Source organism: Leadbettera azotonutricia ZAS-9, from assembly GCF_000214355.1.
In the GTDB taxonomy this organism is placed as follows: Bacteria; Spirochaetota; Spirochaetia; order Treponematales; family Breznakiellaceae; genus Leadbettera; species Leadbettera azotonutricia.
Genome location: NC_015577.1, coordinates 2,443,983 through 2,464,199, shown reverse-complemented (window position 1 = coordinate 2,464,199; position 20,217 = coordinate 2,443,983). Strand labels below are relative to the sequence as shown.

Here is a 20,217-nt window from a genome sequence, read left to right as displayed (position 1 = left end):
TGACTGAATTTAATATCTCAGCTATTATATATATAAGGAGTACAGATTGGCAATTCCTGCAGAACGAGGAAAGATATCCCTTCTGGAAGAGATAATCCCACAATTTGCCATTTACGGGGAACTCGAAAACCTCAAACCTTTTGGCAAGGGGCATATTAACGATACATTTCTTTCAACATGGAACCAGGCGGGGGCCAGGGTGCGCTATACCCACCAGCGCATCAATGATCATGTTTTTGCCAAACCCGATGAAGTGATGGATAATATATTGCGGGTAGCGAATCATATTGCCAAAAAGCTTTCAGACCAGGAGATACCTGACAGAAGTCGCCGTGCTTTGACAGTAATACTCTCAAGGGACGGAAAGCCCTGGGTGAAGGATGCTGATGGCGGTTGGTGGCGCAGCTATTGTTTTATCGAAAATGCCCATGCCCGGGAACTTGCAGAGTCCCCTGAGGAGGCGAAGCTTCTTGGCCAGAGTGCCGGCCTTTTTCAGAAACAGCTTGCGGATCTTGGCGGCCCCCGCCTCTTTGAAGCCATCCCCAATTTCCACAATATGGAAACCCGCTATACCCGCTTTCACGAAGCCCTTGATAAGGATGAGCATAAGCGGGCTAAAACCAGCGAAAAGGAAACTGCCTTTCTTCTTGAGAATGAAAAGCGCGGAGGTGTTCTCATACGTTCCATGAGGGAAGGCCGTATCCCCGAACGCATTTGCCACAACGATACCAAGATGAATAATATACTCCTGGACGATGCAGGGGGCGGCAGCCTCTGCGTTATTGATCTTGATACAGTCATGCCCGGCTCAAGCCTCTTTGACTGGGGGGATCTTGTCCGCACTGTTACTACCAGGGCCGAAGAAGACGAACGGGATCTTTCGAAGGTGATATTTGACACCGCATATTTCAGGGCGCTTCTTGAAGGCTATCTTTCTGAAGCCCGGGACTTCCTTATTCCCGAAGAACTCAAACTCCTTGTCGAAGCAGGCAGGAACATCACCCAGATTATGGGACTCCGCTTCCTCACCGACTACCTTGAGGGCGACCATTACTATCATATTGCCAGGCCTGATCATAACCTTGACCGCTGCCGCAATCAGCTTGCCCTCATCCATTCCATGGATAATCAATGGGATGAGGCCGAGAGGATAGTAAAGGAATTGACAATAGCCTAAGTATGCCCTGTTATCAAGCCGGCTTCCTCCAAATCCAGCATATTGGCCGCATACTGCTTTAAAAGCAGCTCCGGCGGGAGGAGGTAATCGTATTTATCAGTGTAGGGGATTCTTGCGGAGTCCAGCATTTCTTCAGGATTTTTTACTGTATTAATAATGCCCAGCAAGATTTCTTCAAACATATCAATACCAAGTTTCGAGCTGATGCTTAAAGCATATTCATTTTTGCGTTCAATAAACGTTATTCCCAGATCTTTCCGGTATATTTGTTTTTGCAAGGCAAGGTAGAGAGTCCTCATGCCCCGGCTCCCCAGCCAAGGGAGGAGTATGAAGTTATGGCTTGAATCATCTTCGCTGATGGGAATAAAATCAGTATTCCTTATATTCATTGCTTCTGCGTATTGCCTGGCTTCATTCATTCTTTCTGCAGCGGAGGCAGATAAATAGGGGTAGCGTACTTTTTCCAAAAGAGCCTGTTTCATGCGGCGGGCTATGCGGAGGTGGACATTTCCAAGGCCGCCCTGCCATATTTTTGAGACTTCTCCTGAACCGGGGCTGACATTTATTTCCCGGGATTTTAAATTAACATAGGTAACTTTCCAGCTCTTGCCAGCAAGAACAAGGCCGCTGCCCTCGGGAGGGATAAAATTCACTTTTCCTATTTCCCTGCCGCCAAAGCACACCCGGAATTCTTCTTCGTCCGGGAAGACAGAATAAAACGAATAATGGTTGACTATCCTTTCGCCTTCAAGGCCTATGATAAGTTTTCCCCCCTCAATAACATCGATGAAGCCATTTGTTATGAGATACCGCAAGAGGGTTGCATAATCTTCTTCGCCAATGCCGCGAAAAGGCGGAAGGGCAAGGAGCTGGTTTGAAAGATCCCCAAAGCTGTGTTCCCCAAGAGAAGCCAGGACGCTGAAGGTCTGGTGGCAGAGGAGACTGAATGGCAGGGGCTTGGGACGCGAATCTTCGATCCATCTTTCCTCGAGGTAGAGTTGAATGACCGCGATAGTTTTAAGGAGCTCCCAGGGGATGTTCCCCAGGATATTGAAAGCGTTTTCCGGGTATTCCCGGGAGCTAAAGTACATCTGGGATACACCGCTCCTCCTACCTGAACGGCCTAGGCGCTGCACAAATGATGAAACCCCCATGGGGGCCCCTATTTGAATGATGCGATCAAGCTGGCCTATATCTATTCCCAGTTCCAGAGTTGCGGTAGCCGCAATAGTTTGGGCTCCGCTTTCTTTAAGCTTCTGCTCGGCCTCTGCCCTGAGGCTCGCAGCGATACTGCCATGGTGCACATGGTAATGATCCTCTTCGTTTCTCTCTCTTGCTATTGCCTTAAGATTCGCGGTAGTTTCTTCTGCTTCGACCCGGCTGTTTGTAAAGATGATGCACTTCCTGAAAGGAACTCCAGAATCGCCCTGGCATTGGTCATAAAGCGCGGGGTAGAAACGCGAATCTTTGTAAAAATCCACCGCCAGGCTTATTTTTCTTCTTGGCAGTTTTTTCGCAGTGTTACTGTCAATACCCTCAGAAATAATGACAGTATTCCTGTCAGATCCGGCTTTGAGCCATTCAAGGGCAGATGAATAATCTCCCAGGGTTGCCGAAAGCCCGACCCTGCGGGGATCGCACCCGGATATGCCTTTGATACGCTCCAGCAGGCAGATGAGCTGGGCACCCCTGTCTTCTCCTAAAAAAGCGTGGACTTCATCAATGATCGCAAATTTCAGGTCATTAAAAAGCAGCTTAATTTTTTGAGGCTGCCTCAGAAGCAGAGCTTCCAGGGATTCCGGGGTGATTTGCAGTATCCCGCCGGGGTTTTCAAGAAGCTTGTGTTTATGCCCCTGGGCTACATCGCCATGCCATCGCCAAAGAGGGATTTCTGCCCTTTCCAAAAGAGGGGAGAGGCGTTCAAATTGATCGTTTATCAATGCCTTTAGAGGGCCTATGTAGAGGACATTGATGCCCCCGGTGTATGATTTGCTTTCTTTTTCAATCAGGGTGAGTATGGGGAAAAAACACGCCTCGGTTTTACCTGCCGCTGTCCCTGCCGCAATGAGTACATGGGAATCAGTATCCAGAATAACCTTGATGGCGTCTTCCTGTATTTCCTTGATAGACTGCCATTTTTTATCGTAGATGTACTCCCTGATAAACGGGGCCAGCCTAGAGCTCGAAGTCTGCATAGAGATTGTCCGTGTCGTGCCCTGCCGAGGTATGGATTATATTTTCCCGTTTAATCAAAACATCAAAATCCGCGTTTGGATCATCGTGGAGTATATTGAGAAGGCCCAGGAAATCCCTGGTGATTTCCCTGGGGGTGATAAATTCTTCCGCACCGGGAACAGAGAATGCCAGTTCAAGAAAAGCAAGCAGCTCCCTTTCCCCAAGATGCACGGAGTAATCGTAATGCTGTGCATGGATGTTCGTGAGGCGTTCAAGAAGCACATATATTTCTTCCCTGCTTAGCTGGTCAAGGCGTATCACGGGGCTGCCTGAATCGGCATAGCCCTCGCGGGCAAAGCGGCTCTCCGCAAGACGGCTTTTTAGGGCGGCATAGCTTGCAAGGCCTCTGCGTTCGTCTTCGATAAACTGGGGAGTGCCCGCCATGTAGATACCCAGATTTGCGGCCTTGCCCTGCATCACATCGTTGAACATTGCCAGGACTTTTTCGTAGTTGTTTTCCCTGGATTGCCTGTTGCTTATTTTATAGAGATTGACACATTCATCAATAAAGATGAGAAAGCCCCTGTACCCAATGCGGGCGCAAAAGGCCGCAAAGAGCCTGATATATTCATACCAATTTTCGTCGGTGATGACTTCCCCCACCGGGAGAAAAGCCCTTGCTTCGGTCTTTGTGGCAAATTCGCCCCGCAGCCAGCGCAGGGCGGCATTGCGTTTTTCTTCATCCCCCTGGACATAGGCATGGTAATAAGTTGAGACAGCAGCGGCAAAATCGTAGCCGTGGGCGTAATCCTGCATTTCGTTAATAGTTTCAAATATCTTTATTTCCACCTGGGAATCGAAATTCTCGTCAGAGGGGGCAAGGCCTTCCTTGATTAGCTCGGTCTTAACCCTGGCAATCCATTTTTGCAGCATGGACTCAAGGGCGCCGCCCTCGGGGCGAACCTTGGTGCTCAGCCTTTCCATGAGTTCACGGTAGGTTTCGAGACCCTGGTTGCCCGAACCGGACAGGCGTTTCTCCGGGGAAAGGTCGGCGTCGGCAGCGAGAAAATCTTTTTCCAGGGCAAAATTCCGCAGAGCCTGAAGGAAAAAGCTTTTGCCCGAACCGTATGATCCTGAAACAAAACGGAAGGCAGCCGCCCCCTGGCTGATGTTTTCGAGATCCCTGAGGACGGTTTCAATTTCCCGCTTCCGGCCCACTGCCACATATTCAAGACCCACCCGGGGCACTACACCCCCCTGGAGGGAATTGAGAATGGCGGCGCTCAGTCTTTTTGGAATGTTAGGGCCCATAAAACCTCATCCCTGTATTCTGCTTGAATAAGCGGCTTTTCGTCTAGCGTATTCTCAATCAAGAGGTCCCCTTTCTCTTCTATAAAGTGTTCGTTTATCCCATCAATAATGACTTCCGCCATGGTACCCCAACCCAGGGCAAGCTCTTCAATATCTTTTTGAGAAGCCCCTGCGGATATAAGTTCAAGGCATGCCTTGTCGGCTTCCCCCAGGGTTTCGATAAAAGCAGGCATGGAAAAATTGTTTTTAACCCCAGCCTCTGTTTCGTCCCCGAGAAGGATTGCGGAAGAGAGGGTCTCAAAATTTTCCATCCTATACTCGGAATAATCCAGGGGATTTTCCACTTTGAGCAGCTCCATGACCGCATTCGATTCTTCCCTGAGGCGCTTGATTTTTTCCGATTCCAGTTCAATCCGTACAATTGAATCTTCTGCCTTAGGTTCCTGTCCCAGACCTGAAAGGTAACCCCAGAGCGGATCAAGCATTGGCGTGTTTTCAGAGGGCCCAAAATCCTTTTCCTTCCGGAGCCGGTGTTCAATCCAGACAGAGAGGGCGCCCAGAAATGCTTTCAGGGGCTTGTGATGGCTAAAAGAAATCCATTCAGCTGTATAAACATTTTTCCCCATACCGTCTATTTTTTCAAAGGCCCTGAAGCTTTCTTTTCTTGCCGGAAGGGGATAAAAGAATTCCAAAAGTTTCTTTCCATAATTTGAACGGAGCATTCTGTCAGCTGTGTTGACAGCCGATTCAATGGCTTCGTCAAGGAGATGTCCGTCATCGCTTCTGCGGAAAGCGCCGACGAGGATTTTTTGGGGGATGAGAAAGCTAAAATCCTTAAACTTAAGGATATTGTTTTCTTCAATATATTTTTTATGCAGATAAAGATCCCGCAGAATCGGAGGGGTATTTTCAAATCCCAAAAAGTCTTTTAAATCTGCCAGAGGGCATTTATATATAACTGCGAAATCCAGCAGCCATTGGGGGAGGTATTTTTTTAATTCCTTTTGTTTGCTTTGAGCTTTAATCAGGAATTGCCCAAGCTCGGCCATGGCTTCCTCGGGTTTTCTGCCCCCCATGCAGAGGATGATATCCCTGAGCTTTTTGTCTGATGCTTCCGAAACAAAGTGATAAGGAATATTCTGAAACCGGGATTCAATAATGAAGCGGCCGCTTCCAATAACAAAGCAATTATCCGGCAGTTTCTGGTCCTTACCCCAGGGACTTGGAGGCCTTAAAATATTTATGCCCCCATATTCAAAGCCTTGGGGAACAGAAAGAAAATCGCCGCATTCGCGGATTAAGTATTTCTCGAATTCCGTTAAATTGCCCCTGATGCCAAAAAAAGCCTTAAGGGTTTTTGAATTATTGACTTTGTAAATTTCCGCAGGGCTGAAGAAGACCCCCAGCCTGAGCCGGGCTGGTATTTGGCAAATAGCCTGATAAAGATCGTCCCTGAATCCTGTTTCCCCTGCAAGGGCTTCTTCCATTCCTATGGGGACAATAATATCCCAGGGTACGGTGTTTTTGTGTTTGGAAATCTCGCTGTAAAAGGCAACCCCTATGCCCCTGAAGGCCGGGTCCCATACTGCTGCCGCGCTGTCATGACGCTCAAAAAAAAGCCGGGGCAGCTCTTTTTTGAGCCAGTGATCCCAAAAACTTTTTGGCACTATGAGTAACACTCTTTGTTTGCTTGTTTCGCCTTCAATGGATCTGAGCCATTCGGCAGTGTAGGATGCAGTTTTTTCCCTGCCCCCCGAAACTATTCCGCCTTGTATGCCCCAGACTCTGAGGAATTCCAAATGGCTGCAAAATATTTCATTTTCGCTTCCATACCGGACCCAGCGATCCTTGTCCCATTCAAAACCCTGCCAAAGTCCCTGGGTCTTTTCGCTTCCCCTCTGAATGATTTCTTTTGGCTTGACTTTGAATGGCGAGAGGGCTTCCCCGGAAATGTACCTGCCCAAAGGGCCAATGCCTATGCTTTCCAGGGCTTCCCGCCTTACCCACTGGTTATCAAGTGCCATGTACCTTTGCCGGAACTTTTTTGACAAGACCTGGGGCGAGTAGAGCTTTTTCCCATATTTTAATGCAGGAGAAGCCATAGCCCTGCCCACGCCATTTTCCATTACAGGGGCACAGCGAAGAATGAGGGAAATTTTTGCCCCGTCCACAAAAAGATTGTTCTGGGAAAGGAAGCTATAGAGTTTTTCTTCCGCAAATACATAGATGAGCTTTGCATAATCATCCGCAAAAGCCGGTATCTCCTCATCCTTTAAAACAAGGGCGGAACGGCTGCCGTCAGGCCGCAGCGGAAAAAGCCGGGATAAGGCGTCGTCAGGGATAACTTCGTAAATTTTATTGTCATAGAACCTGTAATTGGGAAGCCCTTCAAGGGGCAGCCACTTGGCCTGGGGGATTTTTTCCTGCCAGATGATGCAGAGTTCTGCCTCTTGGGGAAGTTTCCGGATATCGACCCTGGCGCCGGGACGCATTTTTTTGCCCAGCGCCGGGAGGCCGCCATTTATCCCCAATTCCATAAGACGGTCGCCCCGTTCAGCCATGCTCGGCCCTGTCTTAATCAGCGGGTTATACCCCCTCCTGGCAAGGGCCGCCGCATCCCTGGCATTGATAATCTTGCTTTCAAAAATCTGATATTCCCCGGCATGATCTTCAGGCAGCCTGAAGGATTCTCCATCCCGCCTAAACTTTCCTCCGCCCAGATCTTCGGCATTACGGGGGATGTTCCGCGCAAAGCATGCCTTTTCCGGATCATACTGGATAGAGAAAAACGGTTCTGAAAGGAGAGACGCAAAGCCAGCCATCACCTGAATATACTATAAGAATGATTGATTTTATAGTTCACTAAAACAGTGTTAGCATCATCCTGCAAACACATCGCTTAAAGTAAGTCCCCTGGGTCAGGTCAATGTCTTGGCAATCCTCAGCATAGCTTCTACAGTCTCAGGATTTACATCGGCCTGGATGATGTGGGCCGGGGCCATGAGGTAACCGCCGTTTTTGCCCAAGGTTTCCGCATAGCGGCGCATTTCCTTTTCGATGGCTGCAATGTTGCCTGCGGGGAGTAGGCCCTGCTGGTCTATACCGCCGAAGAAATTGATGCGGCCTCCGTATTTTTGAGCCAGCTCTGCGGGGTCGGAACCGGGGACATTGGGCTGCACGGGGTTAAAGACCCCTATGCCCATTTCGATAAAGTCGTCCAGAAGGGGAGCTACCGCGCCGTCGCTGTGCATGATGATGATGATACCGGGATTAATGGCTTTGAGTTTTTTAATGAGCCGTTCATAGCGGGGCCGGAAGAATTGGCGCCACATAGACGGGGATATGAGGGTTGAGACCTGGCTGCCTAAATCTTCGCCGAGCCAGATGGCATCGACCCCTGCTTTTACCAGTTCTTCGCAGATGCCTGTTGAAAACTGCTCGACTTTGTCATTCAGGGCTTCGACCCAGTCCTCTTCGCCCGCAAGGCCCATCATGTAATTTTCAAGCCCCGTGAGGTGCCATGCCATTTCGAAGAGGGAGATTTCGCAGTCCCCTATGACAAAATAATCTTTGCCGAAACGGGCAATGTCCCTCTTGGCTTTTTCAAAACGCCCCGGGGCGCGGGGATTGGGAAGATTGTAGGCTTCTACATCTTTTGCATCCTCCACGCCGTCAAGGGGGCATTTAACTACTTCTACATAGAGAGAGGTAGGCATCATGTGCATTCCAAGTTCATTGGTAGCAACATTGTCGCGGATTTTTTGAGATGTAAAATCGCTTGCCACCTCTCCACCCACAACAATGCAATCGCTTCCCATTTTTGTACGGAGTTCGTTTGCAGAAATCCTGTAACTCAAATCTTCGTAATAGGAAATCGAATAATCACTTTCGATTCCGTACTGTTTGCTGAAGTGCTCGATTAAGCTCTTGCACAGGTCAAACTGAATGGGCACGCGATCGGGCTTGCCGGCCATTTTGCCGAAAGCCCGTAAAACTCTTTCCCTGGAAGTCATGATGCCTTAAACCCTTTTTAGTAATTGAACTTATCTACGTTGGCAGCGTCAAACACGAGGGCCGGGCCGAGGACTACCATTTTATTGGCGATGTCTTTTGCGCCCAGGCGGCCTGCGGTAACCGATGCTGAAGAACCGGTAATGGTTCCTTTTGACATCTGATATCCGCTCTGAATGGCCAGGTAACCGAGATCCATGCAATTCCAAAGCACGCCGGCATCAAGAGGATTGCTTGAACTCTTGATATAGCTCTTGATGGCATTGGGGGTTGCAAGACCGGTGATAGCCACTTTGGTGGGATCGGGTTTCTGGGAAGCCGCTTCGTACTGTGAGCCGAGGGCCGGGACCGACATGGAGGTGAGGCCGATGGCGCCCTGAATCTGGTCTGCTCCGGGGCCCATGCGCCCGATGACGGTGCCGCTCTGGGTCAGGTTGTTGGTCTCATCCGGGCCGGGATAGTATACATCGGTGTCTTCGTTCCTGATGACCATCCAGCTGTACTGGCTGGAGGCCAGAAGCTTTTTTACTTCCGCCAGCCATTCCTGCTGGTTGGCGTCTGTCTTGGCAGAAGATACTATAGCAAGGTTGGCGGTTTTGCTGGGGCCGTAACCTTTGGCCTGGAGTTTGTCAGCCATACTCTTTACAAGACCCTGGGCAACGCCTGCAGAGACTACCTGGTTTACAAAGAGGTCGCGGGCATCTGCCTGGGCGTCCGCATCGTAGGTGAGCACTTTGATTCCCTGTGACTGAGCCCTCTTGAGAGTGGGCGCAATAGCGGTGGGATCATTGGGGGATACGATGATGACACTTACTTTCTGGGCAATCCAGCCCTCGAGAATGTCAACCTGTTTCTGGTTGGTGGCCTGATCCTGGGTGGGGCCGTCATAAAGGAACTGGATTCCGGCTCCGCCCTTGTTGAGCTCGTCAACCGCTTCCTGGGCTCCGACTTTTACGGCGTCAAAATAGTTTTCGCCTTTGAACTTGGGCAGCATGGCAATTTTTAAACCGCTTGAGGCACTGGAGCCGGAAGCAAATGCCAGGCTTGAACACACCGCCAGCAGTATCAGTGCTGACCCGAAAATCTTCTTCATAATCATCCTCCTGAGACAAATTTGAACTTTTTACAAAGTTCATATCAAGCGGCAGTGCCGCGGGATACCAATTTCTTCGGGGCCGATATAGCCCGGCCTGCTTTATCATTCAGTACGCTGTAGCTGATTAAGCTGATAACCAGGATCATGCCGTGCACGATGGTCTGTGTTGTGATGGGGATATTCAATACCGTAAGGCCGCTGTTAAGAACCGCGATAATAAAAGTTGCAAGTATGGTGCTTTTCATGTCCCCGACGCCGCCCAATATGCTTGTTCCACCTAACACTATTACTGTTACCACTTTTAAGCCGAGGCTGGTACCTGCGTCATATTTGATGCTCGTGAACCTTCCGAGCCAGACAATGCTTGCAAAGGCGCACATGAGGCCGCTGAGAAGATAGGTGATCATTTTAACACGATCCGTGTTGACGCCGCTGTAATACGTGGCATTTTCATTGAGGCCTATACCGAAAAGGCTGCGTCCCAATATTGTTTTTGAGAGGATGAACCAGAAAATAAATGCCAGTACGATGTAGAAAACTATCTGCAAAGGAAAGCTTCCACCTATGTAGGTGGTTCCCATAGCCTGGCTTGCAGGATAGGTATACACCGAGTCGCCTTTGGAGAGGCTCCGGGCCAGGCCCATGAAGAGATACATGGTCGCCAAAGTTGTAACCATGGGGGATATTTTTATTTTGGCGATAAGAAAACCATTAAAGAGGCCGCAGCCGGCTCCGGTTAACAGGGTCGCAATGATGCCGCCCGCGCTTCCGAAAGTTACTGCCGCCATACCGCCCACCATGGCGCTCAATACCAGGGTTGAACCCATGGAAAGATCTATGCCCCCGGTTATGACAATGAGGGTTCCCGGCAGCGCCAGGAGGCCGATTTCGACTATGTTCCTCAGCATAATGCCTGCCAGATAACCGAACGAAAGGAACACGCTGTTAATTGCGGAAATGGTGATAAAAAGGATCACCAGTATAGCTGCCAGAATCCAGTTAAAAGTGAATTTGAATTTGCTTTTTTGTTCATTATCCATGGCGGACTTCCTTTCTCAATGCGCTCACGATGACCGCCACAATAATGATGGCGCCCATAATAGCGTCAGACCAGTCTGAGCTTATGCCCAGGTAGTTAGTGGCAGGGGAAATTACCGAAAGAACCGCAGTACCGAAAATGGTCCCCAGAATTTTTCCGCTGCCCCCCGCTACGCTGGTACCGCCCAGGACCACAGCGGCTATAAAGGTCATTTCAAGGCCTGTTCCCATGGTAGTAGTTACCCGCTGGCCCGCAGTGGCGATGATGGTTCCGGTAATGCCGAATAGACAGCCTGCAATAACATAGGCAATGATGACGACTTTGTTTACGTCGATGCCCGCAAGGCGCGCAGCCTCAGGGTTGTTGCCCACAGCGTATATTTTTTTGGAGAGCCTCGAATAATTCATAAAAACAAGGGCTGCAATTGCGATGATGAACATGAGCAAAACACTGGCAGGAAAAATCCCGAATATTTTTGCTTCAAATGCAAGCCAGGTAAAACTCGCGGGCAGGTCGTAAAGTGAGCCTTCCACCACGAGGGGTAAAATACCCGAAAACAATTGGGCAGTCGCCAAAGTCGCCACAATGGCAGGAATCCTGAACTTGGTGATAAACACTGCGTTTATCAGGCTGAGTAAGCCGCCTGTGATAATTGCCGCAGGGAGAAGCACCGGGAGGCCCAGGCCGAGTTTGCCGAGGGCCGCCAGGACAAGGCAGACCACGGAAATCAGGGCGCCTGCGGACACATCGATATTGGACGTAATGATGATGAGGTTCATGCCGATAGCAGCTATGAGCACATAGCTGAAACGGTTGAGCATGCTCATCACATTGTTTATGGAAAAGAAGCCCTTGGTAAAAACAGCCAGCAGCAAAAGTATTGCCAGGAGGAAAAGCCCAAGGTAAGCTTCGGCGGTTAAAATCTTCTTTGTGTTCATAATGTGTGTTACGCAACCGTTGCAAGGGCAACGTGTAATATTTCCTCCTGGGAGAATTCGCTGCGGTTAAACGAGCCCGCAATGGTTCCGTCTTTCATCACATAGATCCTGTCGCACATGCCGATAAGCTCGGGCAGCTCGCTTGATATCATCATGATGGTAAGGCCCGAGGCCGCCATATTGCTTATGATGCGGTGTATTTCCGCCTTGGCGTTTACATCCACCCCCCGGGTGGGCTCGTCAAGGAGGAGCAGTTTGGGGTTCAATGCCAGGGCTTTGCTGACAGAGACTTTCTGCTGATTCCCACCGGAAAGGTTGTTCACCGGGAAGTTGGTGTTTGGCGCCTTAATGCCCACTTCGTTTCGCATTTTTTCCGCTACCGCGTATTCTTCAATAGTGTTTATCACCCCGAGGCGGGAAATTTTATCAAGCTGGGGCATGACGATATTGTCCTTGACGCTCATCCTGAGTATGACCCCGTACTTACCCCGATCTTCCGATACATAGACAAGGCCGTTCTGCATGGCCTGTTTATAAGAAGTAAGGCGCACATTTTTTCCTTCAAGCCTGATATCCCCTGATTCTATGGGCGTAAAGCCGCAGAGTGCCTGGGCAAGTTCGGTCCTCCCGGAACCGGCAAGGCCGGCAAAGCCCAGAATCTCGCCCTTGCGCACATTAAAATCGATATTGTGGAGAAGCTCTTTGCAATTAAGGCCCTTAACCGAAAGAAGCTCCCCACCGATTTCAACATTTGTTTTTGGATAATAATTATCCATACTGCGGCCTACCATGTCAGCCACAAGCTCGTCCTTGTTGGTTTTGGAAACTTCACGGGTGGAGATATAACGGCCATCCCGAATAACTGTAACCCTGTCGCAGAGGGTAAAAATTTCTTCCAGCCTGTGGCTGATGTATACGATGCTCACGCCTTTGCTGCGAAGATCCCGAATCACATTGAAAAGGGAGTCAACTTCCTGCTGGGTAAGGCTCGCGGTAGGCTCATCGAGAATAAGGATTCTTGATTTAAAGGTGAGGGCCTTGGCGATTTCTACCATCTGCTTCTGTGCCATGCCGAGGTGTTTGATTTTTTCGTCCGGCGAAAGGGTCATGCCCAGGGTTTTGAAAATCTCCTCCACCTGGGCAGCCATGGCTTTGTAATCCAGGATGGAAAAAGGGCCAGCTTTTTTGACAATCTCGCGGCCCAGAAAAAGGTTCTCCAGAACCGTCATGGCTTCGAAAAGGCTTGTCTCCTGGTAAATGATACCTACCCCCTTGGACAGGGCATCCAGAGGGCCTTTAATGGTGACTTCCTTGCCGAAAAGGAAAATCTTTCCCGTATCGGGCTCATAGACCCCCGAAACTACCTTCATAAGGGTGGACTTCCCGGCGCCGTTCTCGCCACAGATGGCGTGAATCTCCCCTGCTTTAAGCTCGAAGTTCATGTTCTCCAGGGCAATGACGCCGGGAAAGGTTTTTACTATTGATTCAAGACGCATGGCCAATTCTTGCACGGCTTTTTCCTTATTTGTGATAAAAAACCTGTTCCAGTGCGTAGTGGGTGCCCGTGGCGGGATCTTTCTCCATTACCATTACATCCTTCATGTACTCGTTCCACTTGTCCACCAGGGGGCTTTCTGCCTGGGTACTGGAGGCGAAAGCGATTCCTTTCTCAGCCTCGTAGTAGCCAATCAGTTCGTCGCCTGCCCGCCAGATGGTATAATTGTGAATTCCCGCCTTGTTGAGGAGTTCGGTCATTTCCGGCCATATTTCATCGTGGCGGCGTATGTATTCTTCGCGCTTCCCCGGAAGGAGCCGGGCTTTCCAAACAAACCGTTCCATAATCACCCCATAAATAGACTAGCTTAATTATCAGGGGGATTTTCTGATCCGTAAATGTTTATTTCTATTGAGAAAATGTCTAAAACAAGCTATAGTCTGGGCATGAAAGGCCAGGGCAGCGAAAATAAACTCTCATTTCTCCATTATATCCCTTCCAGCAGCGAGGATGCCAAGCTGGGCATGTTCTGCGTTTCAGCAGGCAGTGTCGAAACCAGGCCCAATACGCCGTACCCGCCCAACAGGGGGAACCATCCGGCCATTTACCGCTCTGTAGCGGAAGGCCGTTCCCTTCCGGATTTCAATTTTGTCTATATCACAAAAGGGGAGGGGACTTTCGAGGCTGAGGGCAAAACCTACCATATCTTGCCCGGCAGCATGATACTCCTCCTTCCGGGCTTGAAGCATAAGTATAAGCCTGCCCCCGAAACGGGCTGGCATGAATATTGGGTTGGATTTAACGGGGATTTTTTCAAGCGCTTTCTGGATCAGGGACTGCTTTCAAAGGATCATTTTTTTATCAATTTAGGATTAAAGGACTACATCATTTCCCTCTATAACCGGATTTTGGACGAGGTAAAAGCCCAGCAGCCCCTTTTTCAGATCAAGGCCTGCGCCTGCATTCTGGATATCATCTCCGAAATCCTAACCTACGAGCGGCGCAGGGATCAGCCCAATTATTACCAGAAAATTGTAGAAAAAGCTAAAAGCCTGATGATTGCCAATGTCTACGGTTCGATTAATTTGACTGCCATTGCGGACCAAATAGGCATCAGCACTTCATGGCTTAACGAGGTGTTCAAAACCTACACGTCCATGACGCCCTATCAATATTATATCCATATCAAAATTCAGAAGGCGCAGAGCCTACTGGAGCAGGAAGGGGTTACGATTCAAAGCGCAGCCCTGGATCTGGGGTTTGAAGATCCCTATCATTTTTCGCATCTTTTTAAAAATAAAACCGGCATGTCCCCCTCAGCATGGCGTAAAAACGCGCTGAGGGAGAACAATATCAATTAGAAATATCTCTTGAGAAGGCCTGTGAAGCCGGCGCAGTGGCGGGCTTCGTCCCGGGCCATTTCGTGGACTGTGTCGTGGATGGCGTCATAGCCTTTTTCCTTGGCGCGCTTGGCAATGTCGGTCTTGCCGGCGCAGGCGCCGTGTTCGGCTTCCACCCGGAGTTCCAGGTTCTTCTTGGTGCTGTCGGTGATGACTTCGCCCAGGAGTTCCGCAAACTTGGCCGCGTGTTCGGCCTCTTCGAAGGCATAGCGTTTGTAGGCTTCCGCTACTTCGGGATAGCCCTCGCGTTCCGCAACCCTGCTCATGGCAAGGTACATGCCCACTTCCGAGCATTCGCCGTTAAAGTGAGCCCTGAGGTCGTCGGCGATGTCTTTCTCAACGCCTTTCGCTACGCCGACTACATGCTCTGCGGCAAAACCGCCTGTGGCGGTCTGCTCCTTGAATTTGGAAGCAGGCGCCTTGCACTGGGGGCAGGCCTCAGGGGGCTGATCGCCGGTAAAAACATAACCACATACTGTACATACCCATTTCTTCATAACTCTCCGTCCTTAAAAATAAAATATGCTAACGGCCTAGGGCCGCAGTTTCCTCGTTGCACTCCATGCATATACCATAAAACACGGTATTGCGCTTATCAATAGAAAAACCCGGAATATTTACCGAAAAATTCCGGATTAACTCCGCCTGTACTTCTTCGGAGAGGTCTGTGACCTTTCCGCACTTTTTGCACACCGCATGGGGGTGGGGGGAAGTGTCCGCATCGAAACGCTCCTCGCCCGAAACCACACCCACAGATTCCACAAGCCCTTCTTCCTTAAAAATGGCTATGTTCCGGTACACTGTGCCAAGGGACAGATCCGGAATGGATGGCTTAAGCTGGTCATAGACCCACTGCGCCCCGGGATGGGTCTCTGTGGCGCGTATCAGCCCGAGTATGGCATCCCGCTTCTTGCTGTGCTTTCTTGATCCTAAAATCAAATTTACCTCTTGATTTTAATAATGATAACTGTTATTATAATACTGAAAGCTAGGTAAATTGTCAAGCGAATTTTGAAAAAAATTTGGAAAAAGGAGAATTTTTTAGTGTTTTAGATAGATGAGTGAAAGTTTGGATATAGCGGCTGGATTTCAGCAAACCCCTGCGCTTGCAACAGGCAGGACAAAACGCTATTATATTGAGCAAATTAGGCAGGAATGTCAGGGAAAGAGGTACTATGCAATCTTTAGGTATTAACATAGGTTCCACAAGCCTTAAAATGGTCTTGGCGGAAGATGGTAAAGTAAAATGGAGCGCCGCAGTTCCCCACGAGGGCGATTTCGCTGCCGCTACCCGCAAGCTTATTGCGGACGGAAATATCCCCCAGGGCATACCCGCCCTGGTTACCGGTAACGAAGGCCGGTTTATGTTCGACGCAGCAGGCACCCTTGAGCCCCTCTGCGTGGAATCGGCCCTCAAGGCCCTCAATTTGAGCGCCGACGCCGTGGTGAGTATGGGCGGCGAAGATCTCGTGGTCTACTCCCTCGACAAGAACGGAAAGATCATCAACAACTTCTCGGGGAACAAGTGCGCCTCGGGCACTGGCGAATTCCTCAAGCAGCAGCTTGCCCGTATGGACATGAAGCTCGAAGATATCGACAAGGTGCCTGACACCGCCAAGGTCTATCCCCTTTCGACCCGCTGCTCGGTCTTTATGAAAAGCGATTGTACCCACAGGCTCAACAAGCGGGAAGCCACCAAGGACGATATAGTCCTTTCCCTTTCGGACGTTATGGCGGTCAAGGTCATCGACTTTTTGAAGCGCGCCAAAGTTACCTCAGGCAGGGTAGTGCTGGCAGGGGGTATCACCCTGAACAGGCACATCATCCGCTTTATCAGGGACAAGGCCCCGCATATTGAATTTATCATTCCCGACGCGGCTTCGGTCTTTGAAGCCCTGGGCGCCGCAGTCCTGGCCCCCCAGTCGGGCAGCCCCCTTCCCCCGGTGGACAAGCTCCTCAAACCCAACGCCATACGTTTCGGCTCCCTGGGGGCCCTCAAGGACTGGACGGGAAAAGTAAAGAGTTTTGATAAAGCCGACGGCAAAGTTCAGGCGGGCAGAAAATACATACTCGGCGTTGACGGCGGTTCCACTACGACCAAGGCCTGCCTTGTGGATATGGAAACAGACGAGATCGTGGCAAGCCACTATGGCCGCACCCACGGCGACCCCGTCAAAGCCCTTAAAGAATGTCTTTCTATTATACAGGACAAAGTCGTGGCAGACACGGGCAGCAAGCAGATCGATATACGCCTTGTGTCCACCACCGGTTCCAGCCGCGAAATCCTCGGCGTGTTTTTGGAGACCCCCGGCGTCTATAACGAGATTATCGCCCACGCCGTGGGTACCACCTACTTCGATCCCGGCGTCGAGACCATCTTCGAAATAGGCGGTCAGGACGCCAAGTACGTGCTCCTCAAAAACGGCGTGCCCATCGACTACGCCATGAACGAAGCCTGCTCTGCCGGTACCGGTTCCTTCCTTGAGGAATCAGCCTCCGGCGACCTTTCCATACACAGCGCCAAGGACATTGGCCCCATTGCCCTCAACGCCACGGCCCCCCTCAAATTCGGGGAACATTGCTCTGCCTTTATCAACAGCGATATACGCAAGGCAGTCCAGCAGGGCGCAACAAGGGAAAACATCACTGCGGGCATTGCCTGTTCCATCGTGGCCAATTATTTAAACCGCGTGGTGGGGAACCGCACCATAGGGGGGAAGATTTTCCTCCAGGGCGGGGTCGCCAAAAATCCCGCAGTGCCTTTGGCCTTTGCCATGATGCTGGACAAGGAAATCCTCGTGCCCCCTTCGCCGGAACTCATGGGCTGTTTCGGCGTGGCCCTTCTTGCAAAACGCAAGAGCGCCGACGGCCTCCTCGAAGAAAAAGCCGTGGTCATCGACGATGTCATCAAAAGCGAAATCGGCTATGAGCGGGTCTTTACCTGCCAGTCCTGCGAAAACCATTGCCCCATTCAGGTGCTCAACGTTAACAGCCACAAGTACATGTTCGGCGGACGTTGCAACAAGTACACCAATATGCGTAAATCTGTTAAAGATGTGCCGGTCTTCGACTATGTTGAAAAACGGCAGAAGATGATCTTTGAAGAATACGCCGCTCCCTCCGCAACTATTGTTGACGAGAAAGTGGGAACCAGCGTTCCGCAGAATTCAGGAAAGCCCAAACGCGATTACATAGTCGGTATTCCCCGGGCCTTCTCGGTGCATACCCTGTACCCATTGTACAGTTGGTTCTTCCACGAACTGGGGATCAAAACCTTCCTCTCCACAGAAGTGGCCCACGCCGGCGTTGCCCGGGCCGAATCCACCTACTGCTTCCCTGCGGAAATTGCCCATGGTGCAGTGCAGGATTGCCTGGACAAGGGCGCCGACTTTGTGCTGCTTCCCCATTTCCGCGACATGCCCAGTTATGAGGAAAAAGTCCACGCCAATTTCTGCCCCATTACCCAGAGCCTTCCCTATTATATAGAAAAGGCCTTCCCGGACATCGACAAGAAGCGTTGGCTGCCTTTGGTGGTGAGTTTTAAATTCGGCGATGGCAAGGCCCTCGAACTTTTCCAGGTGATGAGCGACCGTATGGGCATCAGCGCCGAAGAAACCCAGGCCGCCTTTGACAAGGCCCTGGCAAAACAGAACGAGTATTTTGCGGCTGTCAAAAAACTCGGCCAGGAAGCCCTGACCGAAGCGCGCAAGGCCAACCGTCCGGTGATCGCCCTCTTGGGCCGCCCCTACAACGCCTTTACCCCCGAAGCCAACATGGGTATTCCCCGCAAATTTACCACCCGTGGTTTTTCCATTGTTCCCTTTGATATACTTCCCTTTGAAGGTGAAGAGATCTTCCCCAATATGTACTGGTACTACGGTCAGCAGGATGTAAAGTCTGCAAACCTCCTTAAAAAAGAGGATAACATTTACCTCACCTACATCACAAACTTTTCCTGCGCGCCGGATTCGTTTATCCTCCATTATATTAAATGGGCCATGGGCCAGAAGCCCTTCCTCGTTTTGGAACTGGACTCCCACTCTGCGGATGCGGGCGTTGATACCCGCGTCGAAGCCTTCCTCGACATCATCGACGGTTACAGGGCCAAGAAAACTGAAATTGAAGGGGAGCGTTACAATAACGGCTGGAAGTTCGTGGCCGAGAAACAAGGGAAGAATTTCGACCTCCGCATTGATAATACAAAAACCGGCGAACGGGTACCCATAAAGGGGAACAAGCGGGTAAAAGTACTCCTCTCCAGCATGGGCGCCATTTCCACCGAGTACATGAGCGCCGCCGTGAACCACATGGGGATCAACGCCATACCCCTGCCGGTGGCTACCAGTAAGACCATTCAGATAGCCCGGGGCCATGCGTCGGGCAAGGAATGTGTTCCCAGCCATTTGGTGTTGGGCAGTGCCCTGCAATTCTTCTTTGGCGATCAATACCGCAAGGACGAACTTTATCTTCTCTTTGTGCCCATTACGACCGGTCCCTGCAGAACCGGACAGTATTACGTGTACTACGAAAACCTCTTTAAGGATCTGCGCCTCGAAAACGTAGTGATTTTTATTCTGTCTGCGGATAATTCCTACGGCGAACTGGGCGGCGACTTTGTCAAGGAAATGTGGCGGGGCTTTGTGCTGGCCGATTACCTCAAGGATATTCAAAACGCCCTTAAAACCACCGCTGCCAATCCTGTTACCGCCATTGCAGAATTTGAAAAATCATGGCGCAGGCTTATGCATGTGGTGGAACACAACCCCAAAAACACCTACAAAGAATTGAAGAATGTCGCCAAGGACGTAAAGAAAATCCCCTTAAAGCGCAAGCTTGTCGACTGCCCCAAGGTACTGGTGGTGGGCGAAATCTACGTGCGCCGTGACGACTTTGCAGTGGGCGAACTTACAGACCTTATGAGCGAGCGGGGCATAGTAGTAAAAGTGGCAGGTATTTCCGAATGGATACACTACCTGGACTTTGTGCGCGAATACGCCCTCAAAAAACTACATCAAGCTGCAAAAGCCCGGCAAGCGTTTCCTCTCCAAACCCTGGAAGGATCTCAAAGTTCTGGGTATTGAAGAATGGTGGAAACACTCGGTTGAAAAAAAGGTGCTGTCCATACTCGAACCCACAGGCCTCATCCCCGAAACCCCCCACGACATGCACGAGATCATGAAGTACACCCAGGAACACTTTGTGAACCTGGAACTCAACTCCGAGATCGCTGTTTCGTCGGGCAGCGCCGCCGCCGCCATGAGTTCAGGCTATTCGGGGATTGTGAATATTTCGCCCTTTGCCTGCCTCATAGGCCGGGTCATCGAGGGCCTCTTTACCCCCTGGGCCAGGGAACGGAATTATCCGACCCTCTCGGTCGAGGTAGACGGCAACCTTCTCCCCCCCAATATTGTGAACAAGCTCAATATCTTTATGGTGAATGTATTGCGCTTCCGGGGCGGCACAGACCTTTCGAGCCTTGTGGACAAGGCAGGCAGCCACAACTCCGCCTTTGACCATATCGAGAAAGCGGACGTGAAGGCAAAGAAAGAAAAAGAACCCGCCGTTGTTTAGCGGC

The 20,217-nt window shown here is 50.5% G+C and carries 15 protein-coding genes; 4 read left to right on the top strand and 11 right to left on the bottom strand.

The features are described from left to right. Positions 1-46: 46 nt before the first annotated feature. Positions 47-1,177, top strand: a complete 1,131-nt coding sequence (locus TREAZ_RS10800) for a phosphotransferase enzyme family protein (RefSeq protein ID WP_015711896.1) — start codon at positions 47-49, stop codon at positions 1,175-1,177. Here TREAZ_RS10800 and TREAZ_RS10795 read toward each other — a convergent pair. From TREAZ_RS10795 to TREAZ_RS10755, 9 genes are all read right to left on the bottom strand, one after another. Then, positions 1,174-3,372: a DEAD/DEAH box helicase gene (locus tag TREAZ_RS10795; protein ID WP_015711895.1), complete on the bottom strand. Its 2,199-nt coding sequence runs from the start codon at positions 3,370-3,372 to the stop codon at positions 1,174-1,176. The two genes, TREAZ_RS10800 and TREAZ_RS10795, sit on opposite strands and share 4 nt — an antisense overlap. Next, positions 3,353-4,663, bottom strand: a complete 1,311-nt coding sequence (locus tag TREAZ_RS10790; protein WP_015711894.1) for an ATP-binding protein — start codon at positions 4,661-4,663, stop codon at positions 3,353-3,355. Before TREAZ_RS10790 ends, TREAZ_RS10795 begins: the two co-directional genes overlap by 20 nt. Beyond that, on the bottom strand, positions 4,636-7,485 hold the full coding sequence (locus TREAZ_RS10785) for a tellurite resistance TerB C-terminal domain-containing protein (protein WP_015711893.1): 2,850 nt from the start codon (positions 7,483-7,485) through the stop codon (positions 4,636-4,638). The genes TREAZ_RS10790 and TREAZ_RS10785 overlap by 28 nt, the downstream gene beginning before the upstream one ends. A 96-nt stretch (positions 7,486-7,581) precedes the next feature. Then, on the bottom strand, positions 7,582-8,676 hold the full coding sequence (locus TREAZ_RS10780; RefSeq protein ID WP_015711892.1) for a uroporphyrinogen decarboxylase family protein: 1,095 nt from the start codon (positions 8,674-8,676) through the stop codon (positions 7,582-7,584). A 17-nt stretch (positions 8,677-8,693) separates the two neighbouring features. Then, entirely contained in the window at positions 8,694-9,767 is a 1,074-nt protein-coding gene (locus tag TREAZ_RS10775) for an autoinducer 2 ABC transporter substrate-binding protein (RefSeq protein ID WP_015711891.1), read from the bottom strand. Positions 9,768-9,811: 44 nt separating this feature from the next. Further along, the gene (locus TREAZ_RS10770) at positions 9,812-10,810 is read right to left on the bottom strand and encodes an ABC transporter permease (protein WP_015711890.1); all 999 of its coding nucleotides are present in this window, start codon (positions 10,808-10,810) and stop codon (positions 9,812-9,814) included. Next, the gene (locus tag TREAZ_RS10765) at positions 10,803-11,747 is read right to left on the bottom strand and encodes an ABC transporter permease (RefSeq protein WP_015711889.1); all 945 of its coding nucleotides are present in this window, start codon (positions 11,745-11,747) and stop codon (positions 10,803-10,805) included. The genes TREAZ_RS10770 and TREAZ_RS10765 overlap by 8 nt, the downstream gene beginning before the upstream one ends. Positions 11,748-11,755: 8 nt before the next feature. Next, positions 11,756-13,258 carry a sugar ABC transporter ATP-binding protein gene (locus TREAZ_RS10760; RefSeq protein WP_015711888.1) on the bottom strand — a complete coding sequence of 501 codons (1,503 nt, stop codon included), beginning with the start codon at positions 13,256-13,258 and terminating at the stop codon, positions 11,756-11,758. A 10-nt stretch (positions 13,259-13,268) separates the two neighbouring features. Next, positions 13,269-13,586 (bottom strand): L-rhamnose mutarotase, encoded by a 318-nt coding sequence (locus TREAZ_RS10755; RefSeq protein ID WP_015711887.1) that lies wholly within the window; start codon positions 13,584-13,586, stop codon positions 13,269-13,271. Positions 13,587-13,661: 75 nt separating this feature from the next. Between TREAZ_RS10755 and TREAZ_RS10750 the strand changes: the two genes are divergently transcribed. After that, the gene (locus TREAZ_RS10750; protein ID WP_245535022.1) at positions 13,662-14,603 is read left to right on the top strand and encodes a helix-turn-helix domain-containing protein; all 942 of its coding nucleotides are present in this window, start codon (positions 13,662-13,664) and stop codon (positions 14,601-14,603) included. Here the strand turns inward: TREAZ_RS10750 and TREAZ_RS10745 are convergent. Continuing rightward, entirely contained in the window at positions 14,600-15,139 is a 540-nt protein-coding gene (locus TREAZ_RS10745) for an NADH peroxidase (protein ID WP_015711885.1), read from the bottom strand. The two genes, TREAZ_RS10750 and TREAZ_RS10745, sit on opposite strands and share 4 nt — an antisense overlap. Before the next feature lie 28 nt (positions 15,140-15,167). Further along, complete coding sequence (locus TREAZ_RS10740) at positions 15,168-15,581, bottom strand: Fur family transcriptional regulator (RefSeq protein ID WP_015711884.1); 414 nt, start codon at positions 15,579-15,581, stop codon at positions 15,168-15,170. Positions 15,582-15,817: 236 nt separating this feature from the next. Between TREAZ_RS10740 and TREAZ_RS10735 the strand changes: the two genes are divergently transcribed. Together TREAZ_RS10735 and TREAZ_RS18470 are read left to right on the top strand one after the other, a co-directional pair. Continuing rightward, positions 15,818-19,723, top strand: coding sequence for an acyl-CoA dehydratase activase (locus TREAZ_RS10735; RefSeq protein WP_245535021.1), 3,906 nt, complete (start codon positions 15,818-15,820; stop codon positions 19,721-19,723). Continuing rightward, on the top strand, positions 19,623-20,213 hold the full coding sequence (locus TREAZ_RS18470) for a hypothetical protein (protein ID WP_245535020.1): 591 nt from the start codon (positions 19,623-19,625) through the stop codon (positions 20,211-20,213). The genes TREAZ_RS10735 and TREAZ_RS18470 overlap by 101 nt, the downstream gene beginning before the upstream one ends. The last annotated feature ends 4 nt before the right edge of the window (positions 20,214-20,217 follow it).